We start from the raw sequence: 19,351 nt of genomic DNA, 5'->3' as shown, positions 1-19,351 counted from the left end.
GGGCCATGTCAATGAAGCCCGGGCTGGACAAAGCCGAACTATCCAACGAAATCTCTCCCAAGCAAGACCTATTCAGGCACGTCAACGGTCACTGGCTGAGCACAACGGAAATCCCCGAGGACAAGGCCGTCTTCGGAAGCTTTTACCTGCTGGCCGACGACGCTGAAGCTGCGGTTCGTGAGGTGCTCGAGGCAGCCGCGGAGAACCCGACCTCCGCTGTGGGCAAGCAGATCGGAGACCTCTACTCCTCTTTCTTGGATGAGGCGCGAATCGAGGAGCTCGGTGCAGAACCGATTATGGATTCACTGGATCAAATCGCCAAGATTTCAGAGCTGAGTGAATTCTTCCTCATGCTCGGCGCTCTCGAGCGAACCGGTGTTTCTGGGCTTTGGGGCTCATACGTTGACAACGATCCCGGTAACCCGGAGCGTTACCTGGTTCACCTCTACCAGGGTGGAATTGGACTTCCAGACAAGGACTACTACACCGATTCAAAGTACGAGGAAATTCGCACCGAGTACGTTCCCCACATCTCGCGCATGCTCATGCTGGCCGGCTGGTCAGCCACCGAGGCCATCGATGCCGCGCAGGCAATCTTCGAACTCGAGGGAAAGATTGCCAAGCACCACTGGAGCCGCGTTGAATCCCGCGATGCGGAGAAAACCTACAACCTTGAAACCATGGCTTCACTCAAGGGTCTCAATAGCAAGATTCTCTGGGATCAGTACCTAGCGGGTGCAGCGCTCAGCCCCTCCCTGCTGGAGGAAAACGTGGTGATGATGCCGAGCTTCTTCGAGGGAATATCAGAGCTGCTAACCGATGATCACCTGGAGACTTTGAAGCTCTGGCTCTCTTGGGTCTTGGTTCGCTCCTACGCCCCATATCTATCAAAGGCATTCATTGAGGAGCGCTTTTCCTTCTACGGCACAAAGCTCACCGGGCAGCCCGTAAATCGCCCGCGCTGGAAGCGCGCAGTCTCTCTCGTGGAGGGAAGTCTGGGTGAAGCTATAGGTCAAATTTACGTTGAAAAGCACTTCCCGGAATCCTCCAAGACTCAGATGGACCAGCTGGTGAACTATCTGATTCAGGCCTACGAGCAGAGCATTAGATCCCTGACCTGGATGACTCAGGAGACCAAAGAAAAGGCGCTGATCAAGCTCTCAAAGTTCACTCCGAAAATTGGTTACCCGGATAAGTGGAAGGACTACTCCTCCATTGCAATTTCCAGAGAAGATCTAATTTCCAATGTCAAGAACGTATCCAGCTGGGAATTTGATTACCACGCCAACAAGATTGGCCAGCCAATCGATAAAGACGAATGGCACATGACACCGCAGACCGTCAATGCCTACTACAACCCAGGCCTCAACGAGATTGTCTTCCCGGCCGCCATCCTTCAGCCACCTTTCTTCTCACCGCTTGCGGATGACGCAATCAACTTTGGCGGTATTGGGGCAGTTATCGGCCACGAGATCGGTCATGGCTTTGACGACCAGGGTTCGAAGTATGACGGGGATGGAAAGCTGGTCTCCTGGTGGACCTCGGGAGACCGTGAGGCTTTTGAGGCGCTAACCAAGTCACTGATTGATCAGTATTCAGCGTTATCTCCAGCTCAACTCGGAGACGAGCACAAGGTCAATGGCGAGCTCACCATCGGTGAGAACATCGGTGACCTGGGTGGTCTTGGCATCGCCTGGAAGGCATACCTGCTTTCCCTAAACGGGCAAGAGCCCCCGGTGATCGACGGCCTTACCGCCGCTCAGCGATTCCTGATGTCATGGGCGCAGTGCTGGCGGGCCAAGAGTCGCGATGAGATTGCTATTCAACGTCTGGCGACTGATCCCCACTCCCCACCCGAGTTCCGTTGCAACCAAGTAGTGAAGAACCTAGATCTTTTCCACGAAACTTTCGGAACTTCCAGCCAGGATGAAATGTGGCTGGAACCAAACGATCGTGTGGTGATCTGGTGAAACTTTGGTTCCGAATCCTCTACGTCATGCTGACCTGGCGCAAGCGCCCAAAACTGCGCATTGATGAGGTTTCCAAGGTAACCCTTCGGGTTTGGCCATCAGATCTTGATCTCTACAATCACATGAACAACGGTGTCTTTTTGACTCTGATGGATATTGGCCGCTTTGACCAGGGGCTCAGAACAGGTTTCTGGCAGAAGTGGAACAAGCTCGGTTGGTATCCGATCGTGGTGAACTCCACCATCAGTTACCGCAAGTCTTTGGAGCCTTGGCAAAAGTTTGATCTTGAAACCAAGGTTCTGGGTTGGGACGACATCGCCTACTACATAGAGCAGCGCTTTGTCAGAAACGGTGAGATTTACGCTCGAGCCATCATGCGCGGCCGGTTCCTAAAGCGCAGCTGGGGCATCCTGACGCCGGAGCAGGTTATGGAGGGTTCCGGTGGCTGGCCGGGCGAGACTCCGGTTGTTCCCGAGTGGGTGCTGCGCTGGGCAGCGGATGTCCAACTTCCCAAGGGCAAGGAACCTGCACCGAGCAACTGGGACTAGTTGGACCCTGGAAAACGGCAGGCTGCAATCGCATCCTCAATCGGGTTAAGCAGCAGGTCTTGAGTTTCGGGGTGCTTTTCCATGTATTTGACCGTGTAGGAGCAAACCGGAACAACTTTGCCTAGGTTCTCGGAGCGAATTGAGTTCAGCGACTCTCGAAGCAAAATGGCGGCAAGATTTTTCCCCTGGTGCTCGGGATTGACCTCGGTGTGGACCAGGTGGATTTCTCCGGGCCTGAGACTGTAATCCATTAGCCCAACCCGCTCCTCGCCAAGGTAAATCTCGTAGCGGTGATTACTTGAATCGTGAAGAACCTTGGTATCCATGCTGTTAATCTTTCCCTCGTGAGCGAGAACTTAGTGGTGTTGGGGGACAACCTCCCGTATCTCCAATCTATGCCAACCGGCTCAGTTCAATTGATTTACATCGATCCTCCCTTCAACACCGGCCGAGCACAGACCAGGACCAATCGCAAGGCTTCTCCCAGCAATTCAGGACGCCTAGGTTTTCAAGGAAAGCGCTACGAGCAGGTGGTGCAAAGTGTGCTGAGCTACGATGACGAATTTGCCGATTACTGGTCTTTCCTCGAACCAAGGCTGGAAGAGGCTTGGCGCCTGCTGAGCGAAACCGGAACCCTCTACCTCCACTTGGATTACCGAGAGAGCCACTACGCCAAGGTGCTGCTTGACGCTTTGTTTGGAAGGGACTCATTTTTGAATGAAATCATTTGGGCCTATGACTATGGCGCAAGGTCAAAATCACGCTGGCCTGCAAAGCACGACAACATCTTGGTTTACGTCAAAAACCCGCAGAGTTACTACTTCGATTCCAAAGAGGTTGATCGTGAGCCTTATATGGCTCCGGGCTTAGTGACAAAGGAAAAGGCAGAACTCGGAAAACTGCCAACCGACGTTTGGTGGCACACAATCGTCTCGCCAACCGGAAAAGAAAAAACCGGTTATCCAACTCAAAAACCCGAGGGTATTCTCAGGCGCATAATTACCGCCAGTAGCAAAGCGGGTGATTTAGTTTTGGATTTCTTTGCAGGCTCAGGAACCACAGCAGCGGTCGCGGGCAAGCTCGGCCGAAAGTTTGTAACGGTTGACCAGAACCCAGAGTCCATTAGCACGGTTACCGCTCGGCTCGATCAGGCTCAGATTTCATATCGCCTGATCTCAGGCTGATCCAGGTTATGCATGCCGCAATCAGAATATGAATTGCGGCAGCAGTCATGGCCATTCCCAGGTTTTGCTCTCCCGGTCGACTCAAGAGTTTGAACATCACTATCGGCAGAGTCTCATTCTCCCCGAAAGCCAGGAAGCTGGCCGTTCCAAATTCCCCAAGTGAAACAAGAGCTGCAAATGCTGCAGCCAACCCAATCGACCTAGAGACCTGCGGCGCCTCTATTCTCAAAAGTCGAGTCAGCTGGTTAGCCCCATCCAAATGAGCAGCGAAACGAACATCAGTATCAATTGCTTCAAAAGCCGGCCTGAGAATTTGATAAGCGATTGGCAGCGAGAGTAAAACCTGAACCAATGGGAGCAATAGCCAAGATGCGGTGAGCTCCCTGGGCAGGTACCCCGAGATTATCAGGGTCGCCAGTCCGATGACTACTGGTGATATTCCGACCGCAATCAAGACCCAACCAGACCTGTACTTTCGACTCGCCAGGAAGAGAGCGATGACTACCGCGAGGGTCGCCGTTATCAGCGCATTTCGAATGCTGTTTAGGCCAGCCTCGAAGGGGCTGATGTTCAGTATTGATCGGTATCCGGTTGAGAAAAGGTTCTCCAGATTGTCGATCAGCCCAACTCCAGAAAAAGATCTTGCCATCACTGTGCCTATGGTTATTACAACCAAAGCCAGCAGGGCATAGCCAAGGATTTTGCTGAGCAAACCCACTCTTAGATTTTGCCTTTCCAGCTGACCCAAGAGACTGACCCCTGGGCCAAAGCGACGCGCTAACAGAAAGAGTGCGAGTGTTAGGAAACTCTGAAGAACTGCTAAGAGGGTGGCCGTTTGAAAGTCGAGCGCTACCAGCGTGGTTCGAGCGATCTCAGTCTCTAGAGTCCTGACTCCATTTCCCAGAATAAGGATCAGCCCGTAGCTGGTGGCGGAGTAGATTGCTACCAAAAGTCCGGCTGACGAAAGTGGCCCTCGAAGTTGCGGAAGTTCAATTCGAGCGAAGATCTCAAAATCGTTAGCACCAGAGATTCTCGCCTCCTCAATCTGTTCTTTCTGAAGAGTGCTCGAGGCAACCACCCTGCCAATAAATCCAAAGTTCATGATGGTATGCGCAACCAGGATGTTTAGTATTCCAAAACTTGAATACAAAAAATCCAGTTGGCTGAATGCCATTCCGATCAAAAGCGGAGGCAGCAGAAAAGGAATCAGAGCGATAGCAGAAACAACTCTCCCAATGGAAGAACTGAGGGTTCTCAACCAGCGCCCAAACACCACGCCAAACGCTGTTGCCAGGACCGCGCTCGCCAGAGCAATAAATGCGGTGGTCAGCAGGAGTTCGAGGCTAGTTGTCAAAGACATCTTGCCAGTCGGTTAGCCACTGCTCTCGATTGGCGGCAATGTCCAAATTCTCCCCAATCGTTGACTCAGCGGGCGCCGCGAACTGAGCGAATTCCTGAGGCAGTTCAACATCCGCTACGGGGTAGACAAACATGTTCCAAGGTAGTTGCGATTGGAATGATTCGGTTAGAAAGAAGTCAATGAGTGCCTTGGCTCCAGCTGGATTACTTCCGCCGACCACAGCAGAGGCGTATTCGGTTTGCCTGAAGCACTCGGTTCTCAATGCTGCACTTCCGGCAACTCCGTTTTTTATTTCAGCCGCTGGAGAGGATGCATAGCTTAGGACTATGGGGCGTTCTCCCTCGTAGCGGGTGAAGTGAGTGAAATAGGCTTCGGTCCAATCGCTGGTGGTCTTGAGACCGTTGTCCCGTAGTGATCGCCAATAGGCGAATACTTCAGCAGAGGTTTCAAAGCCCGCATGTGTGGTGGCCAGGAATGCAAGACCGGGGGATGACAGGGTGGGGTTTGGAATTACCACAAGGTTTTTGAAACGCGGATCTCCCAGCTCTCGCCATGAAGTTGGGGGTTGAATGCCGTTGGCATCAAACCAATCAATGTCGTAGTTGAAGCAAACATCGCCGTAGTTAATTGGAACGAGATCCTCCACGATTTTGTTTTCGGTGGCGACCGGAGCGAAGGTGTTGTCGATTCCATAAACAACATCTGCAACAGGTGCGGCTTTGGTGAGAACTAGTTGGTTGGTTAGCCCTCCGGTGTCTCCCAAGGTGATTACCTCTAGGTCGTATCCGGTTGAGCTCTCAAACTCCGCAATCTGCTCATCTGAGATATAAAAGGAATCATGCGTTGCAAGTCTGAGCTTGGTTACTGTCTCTGGCGAAGAACAGCCAGCCAGTAGAAATACACCGATTGCTACAAGTGCTACTTTTTTCATTTCGTGCCTTTCGTTTAGGCACGGGTTGGAGTGTCTCCCTGCGCTGGCATTACCCATATCAGGTTCGACGGTCGAAAGCTTTCAGCTTTCCTCTCAGTCCGGTTTACCGAACTCCCGTGGTGGGAAAAGTATAAGTGCTAGTGCCCGGCAGCAGCGGCTTCGGCCGCTTCCTGTGAGGCACTCTTCTGCCGAAGCGGGATTTCCTTGATGAACCAACTGATGACAAAGGCAACCGCTATGAAGCTGGCTGCGAGCATGAATACGGTCAGAGAACTTTCAACAAATCCAATTCGGAACGGCAGGGTTAGCCTCTCATCCGCTCCAATTAGGAATGAGCTATCACTGGTGATGCCGTTTGCTCCGCTGGGTCCAGAGTTCAACACTTCAAGAATTCCGGCGTTGGCAGGATCCGAAGTGACGTTGCCATTGGCCAACGCTTCGGCTAGCCCAGCCTGAACCTCGGTGTCCTGGAAGGCCTGAGTTATTTTGTCGACCACCTGAGAGAACAGGATCGACATAAAGATGGCGACTCCAAAGGTTCCACCCATTTGCCTGAAGAAGGTGGCCGAAGAGGTTGCCACTCCAATGTCTTTGGCCTCCACTGCGTTCTGGCTTGCAACCATTGTGGTCTGCATTAGCTGACCCAGACCAAGTCCAATCAGCACCATGCCGATAGCGAGCAACCACAGCGGTGTATCAGCTGCGAGCACCAAGACCATGAAGGTGTAGCCAGTGAAAAGAGTCGCCGTTCCGGTGTTGAAGAAGATTCGGTACTTTCCAGTCTTTGAAGTTATCCGACCGGCGGTAATGGTTGCGGTCATCATTCCCAGCACCATCGGAAGCATCATCAAACCGGTCATAGTTGGTGTGATGCCGTAGATGATTTGAATGATCAATGGCAGCACGATCATGCCGCCAAACATGCCGGCACCAATAATTACGCCCAGCACCTGGGTCCTGGCAAAAGTCTGATTCTTGAAGATTGAAAGAGGAATCAGAGCTGATTCACCCATTCGCTTTTCAACCAGGATGAAGCTCACGATTCCAACTACTCCGGTGACATACATAGCAACGGAGAGCGGGGAGCCCCAGCCCCACTCTCGTCCCTGCTCCGCAACCAGGAGAATTGGAACAACTCCAACCACGATCGTGACGGCACCCCACCAGTCAATTTTCTGCTGCTTTGGGGTGTGCGGGACGTGCAAGAAGGTGGTCACCATGATCAGTGAGGCAATTCCGATTGGAAGGTTAATCAGGAATACCCAGCGCCAGCCGTCGATCCAGAGAATCTGATCGATTCCCGCAAAGGTCCCGCCTACTACTGGCCCAAGCAGAGAAGATGAGCCAAATACGGCCAAGAACATGCCCTGGTAGCGAGCTCTTTCACGAGGCGGAACAATGTCCGCAACGATGGTTAGAGCGAGTGAGAACAACCCGCCGGCACCAAGCCCCTGAATCGCGCGATATGCAGCTAGTTGATACATGTCATTGGCGAACCCGGTGGTTACCGAACCAATTATGAAAATTGCGATTGCGGCCAGGAAGAGCGGCCTTCTCCCGAAGAGGTCCCCGAGCTTTCCGTAGATTGGGGTTGAGACTGTTGAGGTAATTAGGTATGCGGTCGTGGCCCACGCCTGGACTGAAAGTCCATCTAAATCATCAGCAATTGTTCTCATTGCGGCGCCCACCACAGACTGGTCCAGGGCCGCCAGGAACATCCCGGACATGAGCCCAACTAGGACCAACCAAATTTCTCTGGGTGACATTTGGCCAGATTGAGCGGCCTGTTTTGCGGCTTCCCGCCTTGTGTTAGACGCCAACGGGTCTCCAAGTTCTAGGGTTTATACGTGCCTCAGTCTAGACCTCTGCTTCGCAATCCCTGGTTCGTGTTCGGACCACCGGTTGTCTTAGCCGGACTTGGAATGGCACTTGTCCTGCAGCCTCAGGCCTTTGATCCGACCCATGAAATCATTCGAGGCGCCATCACCGATTTAGAAAGTCGATCTGAGTCAGCCCAATCTCCAGACATCAACGAGTTCGACTTTGTGAAACTGGCAACGAACTTCGCATCTAGCGAGTGGGTGGTGGTCAACAAACAGCGTCCGCTGAATCCAATCGACTATGAACCCGCCAATTTGCGAGCGGTGCAGTCCTCCAAGAGTCTCGACAATTCTCGTGGACTTGAGCTGAGTGACCATGCCGCCACAGCACTTGAGAACTTGGCCACCGAGATGCACGCTCAAGGTGTCGGGCAGCTGTTTGTGAATTCCGCCTACCGCTCCTACGAATACCAGAGCGAACTTTTTGTCTCGAAGACTGAGCAGTATGGATTGGCAGGGGCCTTGGTGCGAAGCGCCAAGGCAGGTCACTCAGAGCATCAAACCGGTCTGGCAGTTGACGTTTCAGTCCCCGCTCAGGGATGCGCAATCATGCAGTGCTTCGGGGATACCGATGCCGGTAAGTGGCTGGCAGAGAACTCCTGGAAACACGGGTTCATCATCCGCTACGAAGAGGACACCACTTCAATTACCGGTTACACCTACGAGCCTTGGCACCTCCGGTTTGTGGGAAAAGAGATTGCTGCCCTTTATGCCAAAAATGGAATACAAACCTTTGAGGAGTTTTGGGATTTACCCGCGGCGGAGTTTTATCTTGAAGAGATAACGGAATCAACCAGCGATTGAGCCTCGGCCAAAACCTGCTCTAGGTGCTGATCACCCTTGAACGACTCTCCGTAAATCTTGTAGACATTTTCAGTTCCAGAGGGCCGGGCGGCAAACCAGGCGTTCTGTGTAGAGACCTTTACTCCGCCCAGTGCCCCACCGGAACTTGCATGGGTTTCGATGTTGCTTATCGACTCCCCAGCCAACGTCGTGGCGGAAACTTCATTGGCGGAAAGTTTGCTGAGCGTCGATTTTTGTTCCAAGGTGGCCGGGGCATCAACTCTTCGATAGCTCGGTTCACCGTGAATGCGGGTTAGGTCGGCGTAAAGCTCCGAGGGGCTCTTTGAGGTTACCGCTTCAATCTCTGCAGCCAGCAGGCACATTATCAATCCGTCTTTGTCAGTTGACCAAGCTTGACCGTTGCGCCTCAGGAAAGAGGCCCCAGCGGATTCTTCGCCGCCAAAGCCAATTGAACCGTCGGAGAGGCCAGAGACGAACCATTTGAACCCAACCGGAACCTCAATCAACTTGCGACCCAGGCTCGAAACCACCTTGTCAATAATTGAAGAGGACACCATGGTCTTACCCACCGCAGCGTTTTCATCCCAGCCGTCTCGCTCACCGAAGAGGTAGTGAATTGAGGCGGCAAGAAAGTGGTTTGGATTCATAAGTCCGGAGTCTGCCGTGACAATGCCGTGCCGATCTGCGTCTGCGTCATTGCCAGTAGAGATGTCAAAGCTTGATTTGTTATCAATTAGTGAGGCCATGGCATGCGGTGAGGAGCAGTCCATGCGGATCTTGCCATCCCAGTCCAGTGTCATGAAGCCGAACCGATAGTCGACGTTAGGGTTTATCACCTGAAGGTTTAGCCTAAATCGATCTGCAATGGCACCCCAGTAGTCAACCGATGCTCCGCCCATTGGATCGGCTCCAATTCGAACATCGGCATTGCGAATTGAGTCGAGCTTGAGCACCTGGTCAAGTTGGGAAACGTAGTTATTTAGGAAGTCGAACTTTCGGGCATTTGGCGTTGCTCGCTTCACGGCCTGCATGCCGTTGGAAATGATTTCGTTGGCCCGCTTTGCGATCCAGTTTGTGGCATCGGAGTCCGCTGGCCCACCGTGTGGGGGGTTGTATTTGATGCCGCCATCCTGGGGTGGATTGTGGCTGGGGGTGATCACAATGCCATCCGCCACCGCATCACTGCCGCGGGGGAGTTGACCGTTGTGATCGATGATGGCTACCGAAATTGCTGGAGTTGGGGTGTAGCGGTCGTTACTGTCAATCAGAGCAACTAGTCCGTTGCCGGCAAGAACCTCAAGAACGCTCTGCTGAGCTGGTTCGCTCAGTGCGTGGGTGTCACGGCCGACATAAATTGGACCGTTGAAACCCTGAGCAGTTCGATATTCCACAATCGCCTGAGTGATAGCCAGAATATGGTTCTCGTTGAACGAGCCGTTGAGCGAGCTCCCACGGTGGCCAGATGTTCCAAACGCAACTCGCTGTTCTGCAATAGCAACGTCCGGGGAGACGTCGAAGTAGCTGGAAGTTAGTTTCTCTAGATCAACTAGGTCGCTTTCATGGGCAAGCAAACCGGCTCTCTGGTGCATGGGTCCCCTTCCGGAACTTCTTATAAAAGGTATAGCGAATCGGGCATAAGCGGTTAGTAGTCGTCTAACAAAACTGCAACCATTGGCGCATCTGCCCTAATCTTGAGGCATGTCCCAACCTAAGTCGATTGCCTACCTGGGCCCAGCCGGCACCTTCACTGAAATGGCCGCGCGACAACTGGCCGGTGAGGACACTGCCCTGATCCCAGTCGGCTCAGTGAGTGAGGCACTTGATTCCGTGCTAGATGGCAGCGCTGAGCGGGCTGTGGTTCCGATTGAGAACTCTCTCGAGGGTGGCGTATCGGCAACCATGGATGCTTTGGCAACCTACTCCGGGGTTCAAATATTTGGAGAGTATTTGGTGCCGGTCACCTTTGATCTAATGGCTTCCCCGGGGACAACACTTGAATCTATTCAAACTGTTTACACCCACCCGGTTGCCTATGCCCAATCTCGCAAGTGGTTGCAGGCCAGGGTTCCAAACCACTCTCACATCCCAACCGCCTCCACCGCTGCGGCGGCAAAAACAGTAATTTCCGGTCACACCTCAGATGCGGCTATAGCTGCCCCCGGAGCTGCTGGACTCTATGGTCTGGTGACCCTTGCCAGCGACATCGGGGAAAACAAGGAAGCCCAAACCCGCTTCCTGGAGGTCGGTCGCAGCGGCGCACCAAAGCCAAGAACCGGCTTTGACAAAACCTCTGTCATTGTGGAACTCCCGGATGACCGACCCGGTGGGCTTTTAGAGATGCTCGAGCAGTTCGCTGCGCGCGGGGTGAATCTCTCCCGAATTGAATCCAGGCCGGTCGGTGATCGCTTTGGCCGCTACCGCTTCAACATTGATGCCCAGGGCCACCTCGAGGACGAGGCTATTGCTGAGGCTTTGATGGGGCTGCACCGTTTTTCGCCAAAGGTGATATTCCTCGGCTCCTACCCCAGGGCGGATAAGAGTGAATCTGTGCACCGCGGCAATAACTCAAACCCTGCATACGAGTCGGCCCAGCAGTGGCTTGAGAGCCTGCGAGGAAACTAAAGCCTTACGACCAATCCCTTTGGCTTTAGGCAGAAGTTAACTTCCAGCACTTCCCCCATCACGTCACCATCCAATTGCATGGGGCTTGGCGAGCTTGGTCGGATACGAATCCTGGCTCCATTGAGGTTTTCCATGGTCTTGAGGTTGGCCGTTGCATCCAAGAATTTCCGACCAAGTGAAATTGGGCGAACAATTTGGTTTTGCCAGGTCACCCTGGCTAAAAAGTCAATCCAGTTCCAAATTCGCCTCGGACCTATGGCGGCAAAATCCAACTGCCCGTCATCCAATTTGGCATCCGGCATCATCGAAATGTTTCCCGGAAGCCAGCCGGCGTTTCCCACCAGAATCGAGTAGCTCTTCAAAGTTCGCAGTGGCCGCTCGTCCACACTCACCTCGAATTTCTCAAACTTCAGTGGCAGCGATCGAAATCCGCCGTCGATGTAGGCGATCCACCCCACTCGGCGCTTGAGTGACTTCCTGGTTCGCTGCATGATTCGCGCATCCATCCCCAGCCCTGCGATTCCGGTAAAGAAAAATTGCCTGAGGTGGCCATCATGCATCAGAGCCATGGCCTCGCCGAGGTCTATTCGGTAGGGCTGGCCGCTCAGTGCCCTCTCGATTGATTTTGCGCTCAGCCCGAGCGGAATCCTGAGATTTCTCGCCAGCACGTTTCCTGTTCCAATGGCTATCAGACCGATGCTCACCTCATGTTTGGCCTCTGCCACCGCTTGAATCACGGCTCGGATTGTGCCGTCACCGCCGGCGATTGCGATGTGCCGGTGTCCTTCGGAGATTACCTTTAGCGCGGTTTGGTAGCCATTGGTTTTCGAATCCGAAGTGAAAAGTGAAACGTGATTCAGCTGGGCCTGGGTTATAAATTGCTCAAGCTTTTCCTTCGAGGTCTTCGAAGGATTAAAGATGATTGCATGCCCGCCCACGACACAAGCCTAAGGGTTTCTGCGGGTAGGCTTGAGGGCGTGATTGACCTCAATCTACTTAGAGAAAACCCAGAAGCCATCAGGGCATCCCAGCGTGCACGCGGTGGCGATGAATCCCTTGTAGACCTAGCTGCCAAACTTGACCTTCAAAAGCGCTCAGCACTATCGGAATTTGAAGCGCTAAGGGCCCAGCAGAATCAACACAGCAAGCTGGTCGCTGCTGCGCCAAAGGAGCAAAAGGCCGAGCTGGTGGCTCAGGCCCAAGAGCTTGCCGCCAGTGTGAAGGCAGCAGACGCCAAGGCGAATCAGGCTGATGAAGAGCTGGCAAAAGTTTTGCTCAAAATTGAAAACATTGTTATTCCAGACGTTCCGGCGGGCGGCGAAGAGAACTTCGTAGTGATCAAGCAGGTTGGTGAAATACCAAGCTTTGATTTTGAACCAAGGGACCACGCTGAGCTTGGAGAGCTACTCGATGTGATTGACATCGAGCGCGGAGTGAAAATCTCGGGATCACGTTTTTACTTCCTGAAGGGCTGGGGAGCGCGTCTTGAGCTCGCGATGATGCAGCTTGCTATGGACCAGGCCGCCGAGGCTGGGTTCACGGTGCTAATCACTCCGACCCTGGTCAAGCCCGAGGTTATGCAGGGCACTGGCTTTTTGGGTGAGCACTCTGACGAGATCTATTACCTTCCTGCCGATGAGCTTTACCTCACCGGCACCAGTGAGGTTGCTCTCGCCGGTTACCACCGAGACGAGATCATCGACGACCTTTCGAGCCCGGTCCGCTACGCGGGTTGGTCCACCTGTTACCGACGCGAAGCTGGTGCTGCAGGAAAAGACAACCGCGGCATCCTGAGAGTTCACCAGTTCAACAAGCTGGAGATGTTTAGCTACTGCCACCCAGATCAAGCCGAGCAGGAGCACGCCAGGCTCTTGGGCTGGCAAGAGCAGATGCTGCAAAAGTGTGAGCTTCCCTACCGGGTTATTGATGTCGCAGCGGGAGACCTGGGCTCTTCGGCCGCAAGAAAGTATGACGTTGAGGCCTGGGTCCCGACCCAGGGCACCTTCCGCGAGCTGACCTCAACCTCGAACTGCACCACCTTCCAGGCCCGCAGACTAAACACCCGTTACCGAGACGAAAACGGCAAGCCTAGAATCGCGGCAACGCTGAACGGAACGTTGGCCACTACTCGCTGGCTCGTTGCAATTTTGGAAAATCATCAGCAGGCCGACGGGTCGGTGGTGGTTCCAAAGGCACTGCGTCCTTACCTCGGCGGCCTCGAGAAGATTGTGCCGAAGAACTAGCCAATGGCAGATTTTGAGCGTTGGCTAATTGGCCTAGACATTGATGGCACGCTCGTTCACGACGACGGGTTTTTATCCGATCGAGTAATCGAGCAGGTCACTCGAGTCCGGGCCCTCGGCCACGAGGTGGTCATCGCCACCGGTCGAGCTGCCGCCAACGCCTACCCGGTCATCAAAGACCTCGGAGTAAAACTCAATCACTCTGTCTGTTCCAATGGCGCAGTCACGATTCGACTGGAGGATGCTCACCCCAAAGGATTTGAAATCCACGATGTGAAAACTTTTGAACCCGCTGAGGTGCTGACCCAGTTGATCGAGCATCTTCCCAATGCTCACTTTGCTGTTGAGGATGTTGACGGAAGCTATCGCTTCCACAAACCTTTCCCTGCTTACGCCCTGGGAGATGTGAATCACGAGGCTCCGCTGGAGGAACTGTTGCACCGGCCGGTTAGCCGGGTGGTTGTGCTGTCTCCGGATCACGATGTACAGCAGTTTTTGGGTCTGATGGAGCGAGTCGGGCTGAAATCAGTCTCCTACGCAATCGGCTATACCGCTTGGTTGGACATTGCCCCCGAGGGCATAGACAAGGGGCATGCTCTTGAGCAGCTGCGCCAAAGCTACGACATCCCCGGACATCGAACCCTGGTTATGGGTGATGGTCGCAACGACATTGAAATGTTCCGCTGGGCAAGGTCCATGGGCGGCTACGCCTTTGCCATGGGGCAGGCCCCCGAAGAGGTAAAGCTTGAGGCCACCGCAATCACCGCTGCGGTGACGGAAGACGGAGTTGCTCAGGTGCTGGAGTCACTTGAGGGTCTCGAATTTCTGCAATAGCTACTAAACTTCCATGCGGAGGTCTGTCCGAGCGGCCGATGGAGCTGGTCTTGAAAACCAGTGGACAGCAATGTCTCGTGGGTTCGAATCCCACGGCCTCCGCCACTTTCCTAGCCCGCTTTCAGCATTTAATCTCTAGACTTTTCAGGTGACCGAGTCCGAGTTCATTTTTCCCGATGAAACCAAGCGCCCAAGGCGTCGTGGTTGGCTCACAAAACTCATAATTGGCTTCACCGTAGTCACCGGGCTGGTGGCATTGGCTGCCGGCGGAGGTTACGTTTATGTGCTATCCCAGCTCAAGGCCTCTGGAATTGATGTTTACTCCACCGATGGTGCCACATACGCGCCGCCCACCGCGGCTGAAATTGACGGCCCGATAAATGTTTTGCTGATTGGTTCTGACACCAGAGAGGGCCAGGGCTCAACGGCTTACGGCCCAGTGGGAAACGCCCTTGCGGATGTGATCATCTTGCTCCACGTCTCGGAGGACCGAAAGAACGCAGTGGCGCTCTCCTTCCCCAGAGATTTGATGGTTGAGGTTCCATCCTGCCCCAATCCCGATGGCGGGGAGCCTTACCCCGGCAGTGATCTCATGCAAATCAATGCGACCATGAATAACGGTGGCCCGGCCTGCACCCTGCTCACCATTCAAGAGCTCACGGGCGTGAGAATCCCCTACCTGGCCATGATCGACTTCAAAGGCGTAATTGCAATGAGCGAGGCGGTTGGCGGGGTCACGGTTTGTGTCGCGGAGCCAATTCAGGATCAATACACCGATCTATACCTTGAAGCGGGCGAGCACACCCTGATCGGTGAGCAGGCGCTGGCGTTTTTGCGAACTCGCCACGGAGTTGGCGATGGTTCAGACCTCTCTCGCATTTCTAACCAGCAGGTTTTCCTAACCTCCCTGGTTCGAAAGCTAAAAGATGAGGGAGCCCTCACCAACCCCTTCACCATGCTGAAGCTTGGAACCGCGGCGCTCGAGAACATGACCCTTTCCAACAGCCTTACCAGCATTCGCGTAATTCTTGGCATGGCTAGCGAGGTAAACGACGTTGACTTGGACAAGATCACGTTCCTAAAGCTTCCGGTCTATTCGATGTCCGGTAACTACGCGGGCCGAGTTGGCCTGATTGAAGAACAGGGCCAGTTGCTGTTTGAAAAACTAGCTCAGGACCAGCCGCTGGTGCTGCAGGAGGCAAACGTTGGAAGCGGAGCGGTTGTTGCCGAAACAGAGGAACCAACCATTTCAGAAAGCGTTGAGGCAGCTCCTGACTCCGCCGCCACTTCAAGTGATGAGCCTCTTCCAGACTGGGTTCAGGGCACCAACGCCTCTGTCAAGAGCTGCTCCAGTTAGTTTTTCAAACCGACTCTTTTCCTAGTAGGCTTGGCTGGCATCTTGGAGACGTCGCATAGCCCGGTCGAGTGCGCCTCACTGCTAATGAGGTAGGGGTCTTAAAAGCCCCTCGGAGGTTCAAATCCTCTCGTCTCCGCTTCCGAAGCCCAGGCTTGGGCTGTTCAGTTCACTCAAATGTAACGAATTGGTATACCGCCGTTCACTTGTCCCCCAACCAGCTAACTTTGAGATTGCTGGGGGAGTATTCCTAAGCACAGGTTTCGTCATCACGGTTAATAACCCGGGGCCTGTGATCACTTCGGTGGTGGAAGAGACTCAGCCTTCGGTCGACGATGGGGTTGGCAAAGGCTGTTAATCCCACTCTCGTTCTCCGTCGCGGCACTGGCACTGGCCAGGGCCAAGCCCACTTCAATTGGAGGACCACGTAGTGAAGAAAATTACAATCGCAGCAACGGCGCTCGCGTTGATTGCTTCAACCATGTCAGCTGTTCCAGCAACAGCCGCCCCAGCCTCAGCGGCTGCAGCCAAGTACGGCAAGGAGTGCGCAACTCTAAACGCTGTTGCAAAGGGCAAGGGTGCTGATGGCAGCAACCTAGTCTGCAAGAAGGAAACCGCAGGAACATTCAAGGGCAAGAGGATCTGGGCATACGCCAAGTACCCAACCCTGAAGAGCTTGAACTTCAAGCTGGGTGCCGGCCCAACCTCTGGCTACGCAGGATTTGCCAATGATGTTGCGGCCGCCATGAAGGCCGAGGGTCTGGTTTCTGGAAGCATCACCAACGAGTCGGTAATCGGTGGATCCGGTGCTGCGGCTCTAAATGACTTCATGCTCAAGGACCGCGGCAAGGCCGGTAAGGCCATGGTCACCGGTTACGCAATGCTCTTAGGTATCCAGAACAACAAGAACTCCGCTCGCGTATCTGACAACATTGGTGTTGCTCGCCTGATGGCTGAGTATGAGGCCATCGTTGTCCCCGCAACCAGCCCCTACAAGACCATGAAGGACTTGGTAGCTGCAATCAAGAAGGACCCAACCATTGCTGTCGCAGGTGGATCGGTCGGAACCCTTGACCACGCAACAACCATTCAGGTTTACAAGGCCATTGGGGTTGACTCCACCAAGCTGAACTACGTTGCCCACTCTGGCGGCGGTGAGGTAATCACCTCGCTCCTGAGCGGCGCAACCAAGGTCGGAGTTTCCGGCTGGGGTGAGTTCGAGCAGTACGTGAACTCTGGTGACCTTCGCGTCCTCGGAATCACCGCACCTGTAAAGCAGGCCAAGATTCCAGCCGAGACCCTCAAGTCTCAGGGTGTTAACGTGGTCAGCCAGAACTGGCGTGGAATCATGCTGCCTCCGGGAACCTCGAAGGCAAACCGCAACCTGGTTATCCGCGCTGTAGACGTCATGCACGCTGGAAAGACCTGGCAGCAGACGCTGGTAGACCGCAACTGGGGAGACAACTACATCGTTGGCGACACCTGGGACCGATTCCTCAAGATTGAGGAAAAGAAGGTTGTAACTCTCTACGCCCAGCTAGGCCTGTGAGTTCAATAAGCACCAACAAGGTAGCCAAGGGGGAGCTGGTTTTCACCAGCTTCCTCTTGGCCATTGCCTTGGTAGTTTTGTGGGACGCCATCAACCTCAAAGAGGTTGGTATCAACGTAATAGTTGGACCGAAGGCGTTCGCCATCGCAATTGGCTCAATCTTGCTGTTCCTAAGCTCACTGCAGATCATTGCGGTTTTGCGCGGCGACAAAGGTGAGCCAGATGAAATTGAGGGTGGCGTTCTCGTAGAGAAATCAAATTGGAAAGCCTTGATTCTGGTAATCGGAGCCTTCCTGTTTCATATCTTCACCCTTGAGCTCTTTGGGTTCATAATCGCAACCATCCCACTGTTTTTCATTATTGCGTTTGCGCTTGGAGAGCGTCGCTGGTTGCGAACCCTGATCGTTGCCACGGTATTGACCGTCGGAACCTACTTCGCATTCACCGAGGGGCTGCAGCTGCAGCTCCCAGCAGGCTTTGAGTTCCTTGAACCCGCGCCAGAAGTCATTATTGACGAAAACGGCGAAGAGGTAATTGTGGACGAGAGCGAAGAGGAGACCTGGTAACAATGGACTGGGGAAATTTCATAGCGGGCTTTAGCGCCTCGCTCACTTTCACAAATTTGATGTTTGGCCTTTTGGGCACAGTGCTGGGAACTCTCGTCGGAGTCCTGCCTGGAATCGGGCCAGCTCTTGCAATCTCACTGTTGCTGCCCGTCACGCTGGTGGTCGAGCCAACGGCCGCGCTGATCATGTTTGCCGCAATTTACTACGGCGCAATGTACGGCGGTTCAACCACCTCCATCCTGCTAAACACCCCTGGTGAATCGGGATCTGTGATGACTGCCATCGAGGGCAACAAGATGGCAAAGCGCGGGCGAGCAGGAGCTGCACTGGCCACCGCTGCAATCGGTTCCTTTGTCGCTGGTGCCATAGCAACTGGACTATTGGCCCTGGGTGCACCTTTCTTGGCTCGAATCGGATTAATGCTGACCCCACCGGACTATCTAGCCCTGATCATTGTTGCCTTCGGAACCGTGGGCGCTGTGATGGGCAAGTCACCGTTGCGGGGATTGATCTCGCTATCCGTCGGCCTGTCTATCGCCCTGGTGGGAATCGACTCGCAGTCTGGTGTTTCGCGACTGACCTTTGGAAACATGTATGCCGCTGATGGAATCGAAACCATCGTCATCATCGTTTCCCTGTTCGCCGTTGGTGAGACGCTTTACGTTGCCTTCAGAGGCAAGTTCTCCAAGGGTGAAATGAACAGCTTCAAGGGCTTTGCGTTTTTGAGCCGCGAGGACTGGAAGCGTTCCTGGAAGCCATGGCTTCGAGGCACCGCGATTGGCTTCCCAACCGGAGTTCTGCCAGCGGGTGGATCTGAGCTACCAACCTTCTTGAGCTACTCCCTAGAGCGTCGCCTCTCGAAAAACAAAGAGGAGTTTGGAAACGGAGCCATCGAAGGTGTAGCTGGACCTGAGGCTGCAAACAACGCAAATGCCGGTGGTGCACTGGTTCCGCTTCTAGCTCTTGGGTTGCCGACCTCTGGAACCGCAGCGGTTATTTTGGCCTCTTTTCAGCAGTTCAATATCAACCCTGGCCCGCTGCTTTTCAGTGAGCAGCCGGTCCTAGTTTGGACTCTGATTGCCTCGCTGTTCCTTGGAAACCTTCTGTTGTTGGTTATCAACCTTCCGCTTGTCGGCCTCTGGGCGAAACTGTTGACTATCCCCGCACCATTTCTGTACGCCGGCATAATCATGTTCGCCGTGGTCGGTGCTTACGCCATTAACAACTTCATCTTTGACCTTTGGATGGCACTCGCTATTGGAGTCTTGGGTCTTTTGTTCAGGCGCTACGGCTACCCGATTACGCCTTTGATCCTGGGGAGCATTCTGGGACCGATGGCCGAAATCCAATTCCGCAGGTCTTTGCAGATCTCATACGGTGACTACTCGATTCTGGTCAGCACCCCATTTACTATCGCAGCCTATGTCCTGCTAGCTTTGGTGATTGTGGGAACCGTTGTGCTCCCAAGGATGTCGCAGAAGCGCAAAGCGTTGGTTGGGTAATTAG

At 54.0% G+C, this 19,351-nt stretch carries 17 protein-coding genes and 2 tRNA genes; 13 read left to right on the top strand and 6 right to left on the bottom strand.

Going from position 1 to position 19,351, the window contains the following annotated elements; all coding sequences use genetic code 11:
* The first annotated feature begins 5 nt into the window (after nt 1–5).
* Both HRU87_RS06770 and HRU87_RS06765 read left to right on the top strand, forming a co-directional pair.
* Nucleotides 6–1,970 carry a M13 family metallopeptidase gene (locus tag HRU87_RS06770; protein WP_173494143.1) on the top strand — a complete coding sequence of 655 codons (1,965 nt, stop codon included), beginning with the start codon at nt 6–8 and terminating at the stop codon, nt 1,968–1,970.
* Complete coding sequence (locus HRU87_RS06765) at nt 1,967–2,518, top strand: acyl-CoA thioesterase (RefSeq protein ID WP_246247259.1); 552 nt, start codon at nt 1,967–1,969, stop codon at nt 2,516–2,518. Before HRU87_RS06770 ends, HRU87_RS06765 begins: the two co-directional genes overlap by 4 nt.
* Here HRU87_RS06765 and HRU87_RS06760 read toward each other — a convergent pair.
* Nucleotides 2,515–2,844: a GNAT family N-acetyltransferase gene (locus tag HRU87_RS06760; protein ID WP_173494142.1), complete on the bottom strand. Its 330-nt coding sequence runs from the start codon at nt 2,842–2,844 to the stop codon at nt 2,515–2,517. The genes HRU87_RS06765 and HRU87_RS06760 overlap by 4 nt on opposite strands.
* A gap of 69 nt (nt 2,845–2,913) precedes the next feature.
* Between HRU87_RS06760 and HRU87_RS06755 the strand changes: the two genes are divergently transcribed.
* Nucleotides 2,914–3,702 carry a DNA-methyltransferase gene (locus tag HRU87_RS06755; RefSeq protein ID WP_173494287.1) on the top strand — a complete coding sequence of 263 codons (789 nt, stop codon included), beginning with the start codon at nt 2,914–2,916 and terminating at the stop codon, nt 3,700–3,702.
* Here HRU87_RS06755 and HRU87_RS06750 read toward each other — a convergent pair.
* The 3 genes from HRU87_RS06750 to HRU87_RS06740 all read right to left on the bottom strand — a co-directional run bounded on the left by HRU87_RS06750 (nt 3,650) and on the right by HRU87_RS06740 (nt 7,759).
* Nucleotides 3,650–5,062 carry an ABC transporter permease gene (locus HRU87_RS06750; protein WP_173494141.1) on the bottom strand — a complete coding sequence of 471 codons (1,413 nt, stop codon included), beginning with the start codon at nt 5,060–5,062 and terminating at the stop codon, nt 3,650–3,652. The genes HRU87_RS06755 and HRU87_RS06750 overlap by 53 nt on opposite strands.
* On the bottom strand, nt 5,046–5,993 hold the full coding sequence (locus tag HRU87_RS06745; RefSeq protein WP_173494140.1) for a thiamine ABC transporter substrate-binding protein: 948 nt from the start codon (nt 5,991–5,993) through the stop codon (nt 5,046–5,048). The genes HRU87_RS06750 and HRU87_RS06745 overlap by 17 nt, the downstream gene beginning before the upstream one ends.
* A 137-nt stretch (nt 5,994–6,130) precedes the next feature.
* The gene (locus HRU87_RS06740) at nt 6,131–7,759 is read right to left on the bottom strand and encodes an MDR family MFS transporter (RefSeq protein ID WP_246247256.1); all 1,629 of its coding nucleotides are present in this window, start codon (nt 7,757–7,759) and stop codon (nt 6,131–6,133) included.
* Nucleotides 7,760–7,840: 81 nt separating this feature from the next.
* Between HRU87_RS06740 and HRU87_RS06735 the strand changes: the two genes are divergently transcribed.
* Nucleotides 7,841–8,677 carry a M15 family metallopeptidase gene (locus tag HRU87_RS06735; protein WP_173494138.1) on the top strand — a complete coding sequence of 279 codons (837 nt, stop codon included), beginning with the start codon at nt 7,841–7,843 and terminating at the stop codon, nt 8,675–8,677.
* On the opposite strand, the gene pgm is transcribed toward HRU87_RS06735, so the two are convergent.
* Nucleotides 8,641–10,266, bottom strand: a complete 1,626-nt coding sequence (pgm, locus tag HRU87_RS06730) for a phosphoglucomutase (alpha-D-glucose-1,6-bisphosphate-dependent) (RefSeq protein ID WP_173494137.1) — start codon at nt 10,264–10,266, stop codon at nt 8,641–8,643. The two genes, HRU87_RS06735 and pgm, sit on opposite strands and share 37 nt — an antisense overlap.
* Nucleotides 10,267–10,375: 109 nt before the next feature.
* Here pgm and pheA point away from each other — a divergent pair, with 109 nt between their 5' ends.
* The gene (pheA, locus tag HRU87_RS06725; protein WP_173494136.1) at nt 10,376–11,299 is read left to right on the top strand and encodes a prephenate dehydratase; all 924 of its coding nucleotides are present in this window, start codon (nt 10,376–10,378) and stop codon (nt 11,297–11,299) included.
* On the opposite strand, the gene HRU87_RS06720 is transcribed toward pheA, so the two are convergent.
* Complete coding sequence (locus tag HRU87_RS06720; protein WP_173494135.1) at nt 11,296–12,237, bottom strand: diacylglycerol/lipid kinase family protein; 942 nt, start codon at nt 12,235–12,237, stop codon at nt 11,296–11,298. The genes pheA and HRU87_RS06720 overlap by 4 nt on opposite strands.
* A gap of 39 nt (nt 12,238–12,276) precedes the next feature.
* On the opposite strand from HRU87_RS06720, the gene serS reads away from it, so the two are divergent.
* The 8 genes from serS (at nt 12,277) to HRU87_RS06680 (ending at nt 19,347) form a co-directional block, all read left to right on the top strand.
* Nucleotides 12,277–13,542, top strand: a complete 1,266-nt coding sequence (serS, locus tag HRU87_RS06715; RefSeq protein ID WP_173494134.1) for a serine--tRNA ligase — start codon at nt 12,277–12,279, stop codon at nt 13,540–13,542.
* A gap of 3 nt (nt 13,543–13,545) precedes the next feature.
* A complete protein-coding gene (locus HRU87_RS06710; RefSeq protein ID WP_173494133.1) occupies nt 13,546–14,376 on the top strand; it encodes an HAD family hydrolase in 831 nt (276 codons plus the stop codon).
* Nucleotides 14,377–14,393: 17 nt separating this feature from the next.
* Nucleotides 14,394–14,481 (top strand) — tRNA-Ser (locus HRU87_RS06705).
* 43 nt (nt 14,482–14,524) lie between these two features.
* Nucleotides 14,525–15,733, top strand: coding sequence for an LCP family protein (locus tag HRU87_RS06700; protein ID WP_173494132.1), 1,209 nt, complete (start codon nt 14,525–14,527; stop codon nt 15,731–15,733).
* Nucleotides 15,734–15,777: 44 nt separating this feature from the next.
* Nucleotides 15,778–15,869 (top strand) — tRNA-Ser (locus HRU87_RS06695).
* A gap of 291 nt (nt 15,870–16,160) precedes the next feature.
* Nucleotides 16,161–17,279, top strand: a complete 1,119-nt coding sequence (locus HRU87_RS06690) for a Bug family tripartite tricarboxylate transporter substrate binding protein (protein WP_173494131.1) — start codon at nt 16,161–16,163, stop codon at nt 17,277–17,279.
* A complete protein-coding gene (locus HRU87_RS06685) occupies nt 17,276–17,845 on the top strand; it encodes a tripartite tricarboxylate transporter TctB family protein (RefSeq protein WP_173494130.1) in 570 nt (189 codons plus the stop codon). Before HRU87_RS06690 ends, HRU87_RS06685 begins: the two co-directional genes overlap by 4 nt.
* Nucleotides 17,846–17,847: 2 nt before the next feature.
* Complete coding sequence (locus tag HRU87_RS06680; protein WP_173494129.1) at nt 17,848–19,347, top strand: tripartite tricarboxylate transporter permease; 1,500 nt, start codon at nt 17,848–17,850, stop codon at nt 19,345–19,347.
* Nucleotides 19,348–19,351 lie beyond the last annotated feature (4 nt).

It is taken from the genome of Aquiluna borgnonia (genome assembly GCF_013283855.1).
Classification (GTDB): domain Bacteria; phylum Actinomycetota; class Actinomycetes; order Actinomycetales; family Microbacteriaceae; genus Aquiluna; species Aquiluna borgnonia.
Note: the sequence above shows the minus strand (reverse complement) of the source record. Positions and strands in the feature narration are given on the sequence as shown.